Source organism: Rosettibacter firmus (assembly GCF_036860695.1).
Classification (GTDB): domain Bacteria; phylum Bacteroidota; class Ignavibacteria; order Ignavibacteriales; family Melioribacteraceae; genus Rosettibacter; species Rosettibacter firmus.
On sequence record NZ_JAYKGJ010000001.1, the window covers coordinates 754,911 to 769,488 of the forward strand.

Consider the following 14,578-nt stretch of genomic DNA (forward strand, 5'->3'; position numbering starts at 1 on the left):
TCCTTTATAATTTATAAGATATATTAAATGATATAGATGAGTTGTTACTGTCTAATCTTGCATTTTTATTTCCCTGCATAAAAACTTTATTTTTTGAGAGTATATCTTTAGCAGTAAATTTTAATTCTATATTATCTGTTATCACTTTATTTATAACAATATCAATCATATCACGTGGTTTTTCTACAATGTCGTCTTCATAATCCGTTGCTACTTCAATTATTCTTTCACCTATGCGGTTATATAAGATGCTTATTGTGGTACCCATTTCTTGAGAGTTATAAACCAGACCAACATTTACAACGTATGGAGATTGCCCTTGAAGTGGTCTCCCTTTTCTTGCAATTGTTGATTCTGAACCTTTTACTGTAACAGATGATTTTATAAATGTAAGATTTGAATTGATTGAAAACCCAGATAAAAACTTACTTATATGTGAAAGTGAAAATCTTTCTTCAAGTTCGAGTCCATAAATCTTAGCAATATCTGCATTCATAAAAGTTCTTTCTGAACCAAGTGCACTACCAGTAACAACAACCTGTTCTATTGCATCTTTAATATCTTTATAAAAAATTCCAATTGACAGTAACTCACCAACATCAGGATAGGTATCAAGTCTAAGATCATAATTTCTTATTAAAGCTCTGCGTAAATTAGAATTGCCACGAACAGATGTTTGAGTATAAAAATCAAAATATGCAAAAGGTGCCAGTTCTCGCAATTCAGGTCTGTTTACAGTTTGTGTTGCTGTTAATCTAAGATTTGTCTCGTCAGTAATTTTATATATAAAATTTATAGAAGGAAGAATATCAACATTTTTTAATTGTATAAACAAATCTTTCTGATCAGAAATATCTCTTGAATTAATTTCCTGAATTGAATTTTCTAATCTTGCCCCTAAAATAATTTTAAGTTCTCTCTCAAATAAGTTAAAACTATGGTCTAACATTAAATATGAGGCAAAGTATTTCTGGTTTGCTTTATAATTATTTGTACCATTTAAATATTCTTGAATTGAAAAACCATTTTTACGATAATTTTCAGGAGAGAATATTTCATTGATTGGTAAATACAACAAATTAAAATCAGTAAAACCATTACCGGGTGCATTAATTATAGTTCCTATTAATCTTGATCTAAAATCTCTAAACTTATTTTCAACACTAACACCAAACTTAAGTTTTAAAGAATTAAGAGGTATGGAAAAATCCGTATTAAAACCTTTTGTAGTTTCATCGAGGTTTGAATAAAATCTTCCACCATTTTTCAAATTAACCTGTGGTCCCAGTAATGCAGCGTATTTATTATTACTTCCTAAATCTCGAGCATAAATTACTCTTCTATAATCTGGTTCATCTCGATTTGAAGACGAATAATATAAATTCCATTGAATATGTAGTTTATTTAGATCTGCAAAGAAATGTTCTGCAGATAATTGTCCAATATAAACTTCGCGCGAAGTAAATCTAAGAGAAGTTAACACTTGTTCCGTTCCAGAATCGGTATATTGTGCTCCTTTTAATTCTGCAACCTCATCATCGGATGAATGACTATATGTATTTTTAAAACTAAATTTATGATTATCAGAAAATTTATAACTCAGGTTTAACAAACCACCCCATAAAGTTGAGTAAGTATTTTGTTCTCCTGCATAATTAAATCTTGGTTCGCCACTCGATTCATATTCACTTCTTTCAAGATGAATTTTATTGAAATTATTTTTATATGTAAGAGCAGTAATAAAACCAAAGCGTGGTCCAAAAAGATTAATTCCATCACCAAGAGATATCATAAAACCACTATTTAATGGAGCAGTTCTATTTATAGTTGACCAATTATTTGGTAATGATTTTGCAAATTGAATTGTTTGTTCCGCCGAGTAATTACCTTTACTCAAATCTGCAGGTATTGTTGAAGGAATACTTCTTGTACCATCATCAATACCAAGAAAATCTAAAGAGCCACCTTTATAACTTTTAAACTCAGAAAGTGAAATGTTATTTGTATAAGAAGTTGTAAGTGTAATATTGAACTTTAATTTATCTGGAAAATCAATTGTATTAAGATTAACAAGTCCTCCTGTAAAATTCCCAGGTTTATCTGGTGTATAAGTTTTATAAATTATTGTATTATCAAGTAAGTTTGATGGAATAATATCAAATGCAAATGATTTTTTATCGGGTTCTGTACTCGATAAAGAAGAATTATTAAGCATCGCATCACTATATCTTTCACTGGTTCCACGAATAAAAACAAATTTATTATCAATTATTGATACGCCTGTAATTCTTCTGAGAGCATCACTCGAAGTTGCATCAGGAGATTTTTTTATTTGTTCTGCACTTATACCATCACTAATCGAAACAGAATTTTTTTGAAGATTAAGTAATGCTGCTTCATAAGAAGTTTGTAATTTGCCAGTTACTACAACTTCGTCAACATTTATTGCTTCTGGTGTTAATGCAATATTAATTATTGTTTTTTCACCACTCTTTACTATTACATTCTGTATTCTGGTTTTAGTGTAGGATATATAACTTGCTAGTATTTCATATGTGCCTGGTTCTAAATTTGATATTAAATAATTGCCATCAATATCACTTGCAGCACCAAAGTTTGTATTTACTATAATTATGTTAGCTCCAATTATTGGTTCTCCCGTTGATGCATCAACAATTTTACCGCCTATTGAACCTTTTATTTTACTCTGAGAATAATTGGGAAAATTTATTGTAAGAATAAAAATCAATGTTATTATTAACTGAATGCTTGTGTTGGTAATAAACTTTTTCAATTTCTCCTCCTCTTTAATTACCATACTCAAACATAGAATATGAATATTAACTCATTATTAAGGATATGTTAAGGAAATGTTAAGTTTTGAGAGTGATTAAATATGAAAGGATATAAAAATTCAGATGTGCAGTTTTATAATACTTACTAAATATTAAATAACTCGAATCTATTACTATGTTTTTTAATTATGCTAAATAACAAGAATAATTATTCTCTTATTAATTCGTTTCTACCCCATTCAACAAATTTACTTTTTATAAAATCAATTACTTTTTGATGTTCTTCACTTCCATTGCCAGAAATTTTAATTGGTTCACCAAAACAAATTTTTACTTCTCTTTTTGGATCTATTTTCCCAAAATCTTTTAAATATTTTCCATTGCTCCATGCATCTGTTACCAGAGCTACAGGAATTATTGGAACATTATTTCGTCTGGCTAATTTTATTCCCAGTGTATTAAATGATGAAGGATTTAAAAACTGAGTTCTTGTTCTCTGTGGAAAAATTACAACGGATTTACCTCTGGCTAATCTTTCACTACCCTGATTTAATACAGCCATCAAATCTTCTCTTGGATTATTTCTCGAAACTAAAATTGGATCTCTTGCAGCAGACACTGGACCAAATACTGGAAACCTTACTAACTCTTCTTTCATTACAAATACAATTTTCTTTACTGGATGAATAATAGACGGAAAAATAAAAGTCTCTAAAATACTCATGTGATTAGATACAAAAACAACGGGACCTTCAACTGCCTTTAAATTATTCATGCCCGTTATGTGAAAGTTAATTCCACTTTTCTCAAGTCCTCTCATTATATCAAGTGATGATGCAATCCATTCCTCATCATCATAAATTCCTTTTACGGCAAGACGGTTACAACGATAGACAATTGGAATTAAGTGTTTGAAATAAAAATAAAGTGATGGGAAAATTCTCTTAGAAATTTTACGAGATGTTTTATATTCATCTTTATTAGCTATTACTTCATTCATAAGTAAAACTATTTTTTTTAATATTTAATATATAAAATGAGAAATAACAAAATCGACTACATTATAGCATAAGTTGAATTAATGTTATTGAATAAATTCGAGTTTACAAAAATTATCTACTGGCAGAAAGGTTGTTTTTCAAAATAAAAAGTTTCTACGATTTTACTTATAGAAAGCCAATCTAAAAATTGATTTAATAGGCATTTCGATAGGTGATTAATTCTACAAAAATTAAATTTTTTATATAACCCCAATGGGAATGTCTAGGAATTCCTTTGGGAGATCTCCCACTGGGAGAACCCGTACTTTTCACCTTGAAAGAGTAAATAATTTTTTTGGGGGAATTACTTAGAGTGGTATTGTGACCCCAACGGGAATCTTCCATAGGAATCCCTTCGGGAGAACCCTATTTTCACCTTGAAAGAGTGATTTATTTTATCTTGGAATTATTATGAGATTCAGATATGGTGACCCCAACGGGAATCTTCCATAGGAATCCCTTTGGGAGAACCCGTATTTTCACCTTGAAAGAGTAAATAATTTTTTTTGGGGGGAATTACTTAGAGTGGTATTGTGACCCCAACGGGAATCGAACCCGTATTTTCACCTTGAAAGAGTGATGTCCTAACCGTTAGACGATGGGGCCAAAAATTTAATGGAGGGTGAGCAATGGGACTTGAACCCATGACCTTCTGGGCCACAACCAGATGCTCTAACCAACTGAGCTATGCTCACCATTTAAACTTTTTATTATTCACAATAATGGTTGATTGGTACGCCAGAGTGGACTCGAACCACTAACCCTCAGCTTAGAAGGCTGATGCTCTATCCTATTGAGCTACTGGCGCATTTTAAAATTTTTCAAAATGATGAGCAAGTAGCTTTACAATAAATTAAAGAACAAATCTGGTCGGGGAGACAGGATTCGAACCTGCGACTTCTTGGTCCCAAACCAAGCGCTCTAGCCGGGCTGAGCTACTCCCCGTCTATCAATTCAAAAAAACAATTACTTATATTCAATAATTTGGCTTTCAAAAATATAGTTTTAGAAAAGAAATGTCAATTTAATAAACATGTAGATCTGTATTTATTACTTTTATTTATCAATTGAAAATTAAATTTAATTTTTATTCACAGATTCTTTATTAAGTTTATAATTTCATTTATCCCTATTTTTGTAATAACTTATTACTTAAGTCTTATGTTTATCTCATTCTATGTGGCAAGAAAGTACCTTAAGTCAAAAAAAGATTCTCGATTTATTTCTACAATATCATTGATAACAATCTCTGGAATTGCTATTGGCGTATGTGTAGTTATAATCGCATTGACTATACTCGATGGATTTCAAAAAGTAGTTTCAGAGAAAATCATTAATCTAAATTATCATATCAAAGTTTCTTCTTTTGGAAAACGAAATTTACCTGACTTAATTGATGTTGAGAGATATATTCTTCGTGACTTTCCACAGATTAAAATAATTCATCCATTCATTTCAAAATTAGCTATTATTAAATCGAAAAAATTTACAGATGGAATTACAATAAATGGATTAAAAAGGGAATCACTCGATATCACTCTAAAAAAATACATCATTGATGGCGATATAAATTTGAGTAACAATGAAATAATACTCGGAAAAAAATTGGCAGAAAAACTCTTCGTAAAACCTGGTGATAGAGTAACTATATTCTCATTAAAACATGATCAAATTCCAACACAAGATAATCCACCTTCAATAATGCAATTTACTGTAAAAGGAATTTATGAAAGTGGAATGGCAGAATATGATGATATGAATGCATATGTTGATTTTTCTACTGCTCAGGAATTATTCGGAATGAAAAATGAAATTTCTGGATACAATATTAAACTAAATGATATTTCAAAAATAAATATGATTTCTGATAAACTTCAGGATTATCTTGGTTATCCTTATTATGTTCAAACTGTTTTTAATATTCATCAAAACATATTTACATGGCTTGAACTTCAAAAAGAACCAATTCCAATTATTCTTGGCTTAATAATTTTTGTTGCTGTATTTAATATTGTAGGTACATTATTAATGATTATACTTGAAAGAACCAATGTAATAGGAATTCTTCGTTCTCTTGGTGCAAATAGAAAATTAATTCTAAAAATATTTCTAATTCATGGTGCATATTTAACAATATCAGGATTACTACTTGGAAATTTACTGGCTTACATACTGACTATTATTCAAGAAAAATTTAATGTAATTTCTCTTCCAGAAAAAATTTATTTTGTTACTAAAGTACCACTGTACATTTCGATTGATAATTATTTACTTGTCTCTACGATTACTATATTGATATCTTTCATAGCTTCATTACTTCCAGCTTACATTGCAACAAAAGTTCAACCAATTTCAGCAATAAGATTTGATTAAAGTATGGTAGAATTATTTATAGCAAAAAGATATTTAAGAGCAAAGCATAAATTAAATTTAATTACAATAATCTCTTTTCTATCAACATTAGGGATTGCAATTGGTGTAGCTGCATTAATTATAGTTCTTTCTGTTTTCAATGGATTTGGTTCACTGGTTACATCAATACTGATAAGTTTTGATCCACATATTCGTATTTCTGTTATTGATGAAAAAGGATTTTCAAAAATTAATGAATTAGAATCATCTCTTAAGAATATTTCAAGTATTAAAACTTTTTATCCCTATGCAGAAGGTAAGACTATTATATTAAATAAAAGAAGTTATGAAATAGTTACTGTAAAAGGAATTCCAGCTTCATTAAAAAATGAAAAATGGGGGATTCCAACAAAAATTATTAGCGGTAAATTCGATCTTGAAAGTAAGTCAAACGAAGATAAAATAATTTTAAGTTTACCACTTGCATTGCGACTTTCAGCACGAATTGGTGATACAATTTATGTTACTTCTGCTTATAATATTGAAAAAACAATAACAACTTTTACAATACCATTAACAAGAAAATTTATAATTACTGGTTTATTCGAAACAAATAATCGAGACTATGATGTTTCTTATGCTTTTACTTCATTGAAATCTGCTCAAAGATTATTTGGTTTGAAAAATAATTATACAGGTTACGAAATTCGATTAGACAAAATTGAGAACTCAGAAAAAGTAAAAAAGGAACTTCAGAATATTTTGCATGCTAATTTATTTTCTATCAATACATGGTACGATCTTCATAAAGACCTTTATAGTGTAATGACGATCGAGCGATGGTCAGCATACATATTGCTGAGTTTAATAATTGCTGTTGCCACTTTTAATATTTTTGCTTCTTTAACAATGACCGTCTTGGAGAAAAAGAAAGATATTGGAATACTTCGTTCAATTGGACTGGAGAAAAAATCGATTTTAAAAATTTTCATGTTCGAAGGAATTTTAGTAGGAATAATTGGTACAATCTTAGGATTAACAATTGGACTCTTAATTTGTTACCTTCAGATTAAATATAATTTTTATCCATTAGATCCAGAAAAATATATTATTAATGCTATGCCTGTTAAGATTAAATTTACAGATGTTATAGCTGTGAGTTTAATGTCGATGTTTCTTTCATTTATTGCTTCACTCTATCCAGCAAAAAGAGCAGCAAATACAATAATAATTGACTCAATAAAATATGAATGAAATGAATAATTACATCATCGAAGCAAAAGACATCAGAAAGTCATTTTATAAAACAAAAGAAAAAAAATTAGAGATACTTAAAGGAATTTCTTTAAACATTGTAGAACATAAAATCACTTTAATAGTTGGTGCTTCGGGAGCTGGTAAAAGTACTTTACTCCACATTTTAAGTGGACTTGATTTGCCAGATAGTGGCGAAGTTAAAATTAAAGGAATAGATATTTTTAAGATGAGTGACGATAAATTATCATCTTTTAGAAATAAAAATATTGGCTTTGTATTTCAGTTTCATCATCTATTACCAGAATTTGATGCTCTTGAAAATGTTGCAATTCCTATGATGATAAATGGAACAACATTAAAACAAGCAAATAAACGTGCAGAAGAACTTCTTGAATTAGTTGGACTTAAAGACAGAATGCATCATAAACCTTCTGAATTATCTGGTGGAGAACAACAGAGAGTTGCTATTGCAAGAGCTCTTGCAAATAATCCATCAATTATTTTTGCAGATGAACCAACAGGTAATCTTGATTCTCAAAATGGCGAAATAATTCACAACCTGTTTGTTGAATTAAATAAGAACTTAGGTTTAACATTTTTAATTGTTACACACAATCCACAACTTATAGAATTTGGAGATTATGTTTATGAAATAAAAGATGGCGTTATTACTGTGTAACTTAAAATCTATTATTTAATATTTTCTAAAGGTTAAAGAATCTCTTAATTCTATCCACAATTTCTCTTATTAACGACTTTTCATGTATTTGTGATGCAGCTATTCTGTCTATATTAATTGCCTGACGTTCTGCAATTACTCTTCCAAATTCTTCAACAAGTTGATTTCTATTATGAATGATGGGAGAAATAATTTCTTTATCAATCTCAAATATCAAACAATCTGTTCTGGCTCTAATTGTTGCAGAACGTGGTTCACCTGTAAATAAAGACATCTCACCAAAGAAATCTCCAGCAGAAATATTTCCAACATAAACATCAAGACCTTCATTGTTTTTAACAAAAACATTTAATAAACCTTCAACAAGTATAAACATCGAATCACCTTCTTTACCTTCTTCAATAATTACATCATTTTTTCTAAATGTTCTTATATACACATTCGTTGCTATTGAATTTAGTTCATCTTCTTTCAGCAAGCTAAATAAGTCAATATTTTTAAGTATTTTCTTACGGTCTTCAACAGAATTTACATTATAATATTTGTATTGATAATTCCCGATATAAATATCACTCTTTCTATATGCTGGATATATACCAGCATAATAAAGATTTTTCAATGAAGTATTTAATATCACATCATTAAATTCTTTTGGATTTACTTCTGTCCACTGTTTTATCCAGTAAATTAATTCATAAACAATTCCGTTTTCATTCACATCGTTTATCAATACCTGCGGTTCAGGTGCATCTGTAATTTTATACTCCTGAAATATTTGTTCAAGTGCAGATAACAAAATTCTTTTTACTCTCTCGACTGGAACACTGTGATCAATGCAAATTTTAGTGCTGAATTTTGAATAGTCGTTATCTGATGTATAATTCTCTATAATTGAATTAGCAAAAAAACTCATAGGTATAAAGACAAGATTATTATTTTCATTTTTCATCAATACAAAGCCACGAGAAATATTTTGTACTTTTCCAAGCAACAAAACATTACCATCTCTATTTTTTATAGAAATCCAATCACCGACATTAAAAGGTTTAACACGAGCAAATGCTTCTTTTGGAAAGACAGAAAGTAATTTAGGTCTTAATGCAATGATTACAAGAAACAGTAATAAATAGACTATAAACCAGAATAGATTTAATTGAATCCAGAAAATATTTTTTATTAAAATTGCAGTTGCAACAGTATATATAAGCGAAGAGACTATTTCTTTAATCCACTCCAGATTAATTTTACCGACTGTGATTTTAAATATTTTCCCCCAGATAAAATAGTTAATAGCATAATTGAATAAATAAGCAAAAGAATACCAGAACAAAATATTTATAACTACCATGAAAACATAATCAACGGGATAAATTTTATAATCACTTTTAGTTACAAGGAAAGTATCAGTAATTATTAAAGTTCCTGTTAAACAAAAAATAATTGCTAAAACAATTAATTGAATATTTTTACTCTTCATTCAATGTCCTTTCGAATATTTTTCTAATTATAAAAAATTTATGATCGAAGTCCTGCTGAGTGTATTGCATTAAAAAGTAATTTAAATGTACCAAAAGTCCAATGGCGATTCTGCACTTTTATCCCCATTAAAATTACATGACCTTTCTTCTGTTTTAAATCTACAATTGCTGCTTTTTTATATAAATTTTCTTCACCAAGTAAAAAGCCAGATTTCAATAAATCTTTATCAGGAAAACGTACAACAATATTTCTATCATAAACACCAAATGGTATTGTTGTATTAAATGCAATATTATCACTAACATATGCAACAGTTTCTTCTTCCAAACCAAAACCGATTGGATTTGAATTATCTACTTGAATTTTCAATAATGAGCCAGGGCAAAAGAATTCATTACTTTTAAGATTTTTAAGTACATTTGTTACACGCAATTGCAAATCTTCGATTGCAAAATTGCAAGCTTCTCCCAGAGTTATTAAATAGCCACCATCATTTTCTACAAATTTCTTTAAATTTTCCAGACCAACTTTCCCAATCCCACTATCATATTCTGGTGGTTTGGGTCTATAAAATCTTGCTGCTTCTCCACCTGGTTTTCCATTTTTTATTACTTCTCCAGTCATATCTGGAATAATAATTACATCATACTTCTGTTTGAGATTCTTATCCTTAAAATCTTTATTATGAATTGTAACAAAATTGAATTCATAATTCTCGAGTAATAATCTTGTCCAGCCTTCGTCCATATTTGCTGTCCATGGTTGATATAATGCAACATTAACTTTTTTAATCTCTTTTAATTTTTCTTTAGCAATATTATCTACAATATCAAATTGTATGTGTAAGTTATTTGCAGCTTTTTCTATTATTTCTTTTGACTTTTCAGATATCTCAACAACTACAGAGCCTTGATTATAAGTATTTCCATTTATTAATAATTTTTCAACATTCCAGTAAACTGGTATATTATTTTTATGCAGTCGATTTATTAATGTTGAATTTACATTAAGTCCAGCTCTTGCAATAAAATATTTCCCCTGTTTTCCATTAATCTTTCCTACTTGATATAATGGTTCAGTTATTATTTGAGAATTAATTTCAAAAGGTTTATCTACTTGATAGAATTTCACTCCCATTAAATAAGGGAGTGTCCATCCAGCTACATCATAAGGTACAATAGGATTTTCATTTTTTGATTTTCTTAGATCAGGATAATTTTGTTCTTCAAATAAATCTTTAACATATCTACCATTTGGTTGAGCTAAATAAATTACATAACTATTTGCAGGATAAATAACATTATCGATACGAAATTCTTTATCAACAAAATTAACTTCAACGCCACCGAGCTGAAGAATTTCTATCATTTTTGATGTTGTAACAGGATCATTTTGTTCACGCGGGATTATATATGCAAAAGGTTTTTCTGTTTTCCCTTTCTCGATTGCTGTTTTTGCCATATTATAAAAATTAAGTAACAATTCTTCTTTATAATCCGAAGATATTTTAATAAGTGCTTCTGTTAATGCTAATTCATAATTAACAATATCTCTTAATCTCCACCATCCACCACGCCATGGATTAGGGTAATTTATTCTTACATCGTAAGTAGTTATTTCATTTGTAACTTTTACTTCAGATGGGTCAATATAAATTGGACTTGCAATATTGCAACTTGCCATTTCGGATAGCAATGCTATTTGATTATGCCACAATCCACAATCACTTGCAGGACCTTCCCACCATGCTTCGAATAATGCATGACTGATTATTCCATTAAAACCAAGTTTTTCAAGATAAGTTGCTGTTAGACTTCCTATAACACTTTGCCATCTCCAGATTAATGGATTAACATTTGGATTTATAGGATCTCTGTATGGTACTAAAAATAATCTTGCACCATTACTTCCCATCTGATGTTCATCGAGCCATATTTGTGGAATCCAATCATGATAAGCTACTTTAATTACATTTCTTGTTTCAGGTAAATTAAACATAAACCAATCACGATTATTATCGTGTCCCGAGTACACATGATACAACCATGGCATTTGTGCTCCATCGTATTCGGTATTCAAATTTTTGTAATACCAATCAACAATCATTGATGTACCATCTGGATTTATTGAAGGCATTAAAATAAAAATCACATTATTCAATGCATTAATAATTTCTGGTTGCGATTTAGAAGTAATTAGATTATATGCTAATTCCATTGACATCTGTGAAGATGCAATTTCTGTAGAATGAATATTACATGTTACCAGAATAATGATTTTTCCTTCTTTAGCAAGTAACTTAGCTTCTTCATCATTAATTTTTCTGGGGTCAGAAAGTTTTTTGATAATTGCTCTATACTTATTTACATTTTTAATATTTTCTTCTGAACTTATTACAGCCATAAACATATCTCGTCTAAGAGAAGTTTTCCCGATTTCCTGATAAATTATTTTATTTGAAAATTGAGCAAGATGTTTGAAGTAACTTTGAATTGTTTCATAATTTGCAATTTTATAATCTTCACCTACTTTAAATCCAAGAAATTCTTCGGGTGATTTCAAATGTTGTGCATAACAAAGAGAAGTAATAATAAGTATTGCCTGTAGAATTAGCTTTTTCATTATTAACCTCATTGATAACTGAATTATGCAAAATGAATTTATGAAAATGATTTTATAAATGACATAAAAAAATTTCGAAGTGAATTTCCAGGAATGAATAGATGAGTAATATGAAAAAGGGCTGAAGGATTTTATGATATTTCCCTTCAGCCCATAAATTTTATTTCAACAGAATCATTTTCTTTGATTCAGAATAATTATTTGCTTTCAATCTATAATAATAAACTCCGCTTGATAGATTACTTGCATTGAATGTAACTCTATAATTTCCTGGGTTTTGAATTTCATCAACAAGAACTGCTACTTCTCTTCCAAGAATATCATATACCTTTAAATCAACTTTGCTTTGAACAGGTATTTGATAATCTATAACTGTAGATGGATTAAAAGGATTGGGATAATTTTGACTCAAAGAGAAAGAATTTGGAATACCTGTTATAGTTTCTACACTGGTTACCAATATACTTGGTACTGCTAAATAATCAATTTGCATCCAGCCCCAGAAGAGCTCCATCTGAATTGTATTTTTTCCCTGTACAAGATCAACCATTAATTCTTTTTCCAGCCAAACATTTGTAGGACCATCAAACATTAATTCAGCTACTCTAACACCATTTACATTTATATATTGCCCTTTTGGTGTATCGTATGCAAGTTTATATCCAAATCTAATTTCATATTTACCTGCTACTGGAACATTTTGAAGTGTCCATGTAATTGTTCCGGTTTGAGTTCTTGCATCAACGCAAAATCCTTTACTGGCACTTTTATCTGCAATAACAGTAATACCATTTCCCTGTTTTGAAGCTGCCTCTGCTTCTAATCTTATAAATTGTGGTGTACCTACAGTAATCTCAACTTTGTTAGATGTTCTTTTATGGCCCTGATTATCTATAGCAACTGCTGTTAATTTATAAATTCCGGATTTTACATTTGACCATGTAATAGAATAAGGTTCGGTTGAATCTTCACCTATTTTAAGTGTATCGTTCGCAAAAAATTCTACAAGTGCAATTGAACCATCATTATCATAAGCAGTGGCTTCAACTTGAATTGATGCACCTTCAGGAAATTGTGAATTATTAGCTGGATTTGTTAAAGTAACAACTGGCCAATCTCCTCCAATACCAATTATGTCCACATCATTTTTATAATTATCCCACATAAATTTAAGATTCTTTAAAATATCATTTACATTTGTTACTTGATTATCTGTCCATGACCATGCAAGTGCACCAGCATATCCATAATTATAAAGAGTTACATAGAGATAATCTTTAGGAACGCCAAAAGTTTCTTTAACATGAAATTCAGCCACTACAAGAGGTTTATCGAGAGCCCATATACTTGCAGGTCTATGAAATGGTGAATAATTTTTTCCTGCCCAGTCATAATAGTGAAATGTATAAAAATCCAGTTTACCATCTTTATCACCCCCAGTAGCAATTAATCTTTCATCAGTATAATAGTTATAATTTTGAATACTCATTACTTTCTCATAATGCTTTATAATTTGATCCGCTGTCAAATAAAAACCATATTTTTTATAAAAACGATTTTCCATATCTTTCTTATCAATGTCACTCATATAAGCATATTCTGCACTTAACTTAGTCAATTGCGGTGGAGTAATATCTGTTAATACTTGTATATGCCAGGAGCCATTTGTAACTTTTGCTGCTGGATCTGTTCGATGAATTGCACCTGCACATAAATTCACAAATCTTTGAATTGCAGACATTGGTACATGTTGAATTTCTGGCCAGCCATATTCATTACTCATCCCCTCAGGTTCATTAAATATTTCCCAGGCAACAATTGCTGGATGACCTTTTAAAGAATCAACCATTGGTATTAAAGAATTATTAATGTACGAGCGAGTATAATTTGTATCAAGTAATAATTTTCTATTTCTTTCTAAAACTGTTGCAGATTTATTGGAACGAAGCATATCAAAAGACCACAGAGTGAGAATGACTCCAATTTCTCTTTCCCACGCAAGGTCAAGTACTTTTTTCAAATCCGATATTGTAGTTACACCAGGACCAACTACATAACCTGAATTATCAAATTGGGGAGTTGCTGTACCATCGGTATGAAGCCACCAGCGAACAACATTACCTCCATTTTCATGAATTGTAAGAAAAATATCTGCAAAAGTATTGAAGTCAGTACTTCCAGTACCAATATCGCGAGCAAAACTTAACCATGCCAAATTGGTTCCACTTAGAAATAAATCCTGATTGTTGTATCTTATTCTGTTATTCTGAGCATTTATAACACTAAAAAATAAAAAAGCAAAGAGTATTGTATAAAACTTCATTTTGACTCCAACTATTTTTAATAGTAATTAG

8 protein-coding genes and 4 tRNA genes are annotated in these 14,578 nt (G+C 29.7%); 3 read left to right on the forward strand and 9 right to left on the reverse strand.

Annotated elements, in window-relative coordinates; all coding sequences use genetic code 11:
* Positions 1–4 precede the first annotated feature (4 nt).
* The 6 genes from VJY38_RS03305 to VJY38_RS03330 form a co-directional block, all read right to left on the reverse strand.
* A complete protein-coding gene (locus VJY38_RS03305; RefSeq protein ID WP_353679247.1) occupies positions 5–2,794 on the reverse strand; it encodes a TonB-dependent receptor in 2,790 nt (929 codons plus the stop codon).
* Positions 2,795–3,003: 209 nt separating this feature from the next.
* Positions 3,004–3,795, reverse strand: coding sequence for a lysophospholipid acyltransferase family protein (locus VJY38_RS03310; protein ID WP_353679248.1), 792 nt, complete (start codon positions 3,793–3,795; stop codon positions 3,004–3,006).
* Positions 3,796–4,369: 574 nt separating this feature from the next.
* Positions 4,370–4,441, reverse strand: a tRNA-Glu gene (locus tag VJY38_RS03315).
* A gap of 14 nt (positions 4,442–4,455) precedes the next feature.
* Positions 4,456–4,531 (reverse strand) — tRNA-His (locus VJY38_RS03320).
* Positions 4,532–4,566: 35 nt separating this feature from the next.
* Positions 4,567–4,643, reverse strand: a tRNA-Arg gene (locus VJY38_RS03325).
* A 59-nt stretch (positions 4,644–4,702) separates the two neighbouring features.
* A tRNA-Pro gene (locus VJY38_RS03330) sits at positions 4,703–4,780 on the reverse strand.
* Positions 4,781–5,014: 234 nt separating this feature from the next.
* Here VJY38_RS03330 and VJY38_RS03335 point away from each other — a divergent pair.
* From VJY38_RS03335 to VJY38_RS03345, 3 genes are read left to right on the forward strand one after another with little or no spacing between them, the layout of a single operon-like run.
* Entirely contained in the window at positions 5,015–6,208 is a 1,194-nt protein-coding gene (locus tag VJY38_RS03335; RefSeq protein ID WP_353679249.1) for an ABC transporter permease, read from the forward strand.
* Between the two features lie 3 nt (positions 6,209–6,211).
* Positions 6,212–7,441 carry an FtsX-like permease family protein gene (locus tag VJY38_RS03340; protein ID WP_353679250.1) on the forward strand — a complete coding sequence of 410 codons (1,230 nt, stop codon included), beginning with the start codon at positions 6,212–6,214 and terminating at the stop codon, positions 7,439–7,441.
* Between the two features lies 1 nt (position 7,442).
* Positions 7,443–8,123, forward strand: coding sequence for an ABC transporter ATP-binding protein (locus tag VJY38_RS03345; RefSeq protein ID WP_353679251.1), 681 nt, complete (start codon positions 7,443–7,445; stop codon positions 8,121–8,123).
* 25 nt (positions 8,124–8,148) lie between these two features.
* On the opposite strand, the gene VJY38_RS03350 is transcribed toward VJY38_RS03345, so the two are convergent.
* From VJY38_RS03350 to VJY38_RS03360, 3 genes are all read right to left on the reverse strand, one after another.
* Positions 8,149–9,600, reverse strand: coding sequence for a cyclic nucleotide-binding domain-containing protein (locus tag VJY38_RS03350; protein ID WP_353679252.1), 1,452 nt, complete (start codon positions 9,598–9,600; stop codon positions 8,149–8,151).
* 38 nt (positions 9,601–9,638) lie between these two features.
* The gene (locus VJY38_RS03355; RefSeq protein WP_353679253.1) at positions 9,639–12,224 is read right to left on the reverse strand and encodes a M14 family metallopeptidase; all 2,586 of its coding nucleotides are present in this window, start codon (positions 12,222–12,224) and stop codon (positions 9,639–9,641) included.
* A 160-nt stretch (positions 12,225–12,384) separates the two neighbouring features.
* Positions 12,385–14,547 carry an Ig-like domain-containing protein gene (locus tag VJY38_RS03360; protein ID WP_353679254.1) on the reverse strand — a complete coding sequence of 721 codons (2,163 nt, stop codon included), beginning with the start codon at positions 14,545–14,547 and terminating at the stop codon, positions 12,385–12,387.
* Positions 14,548–14,578: the final 31 nt, after the last annotated feature.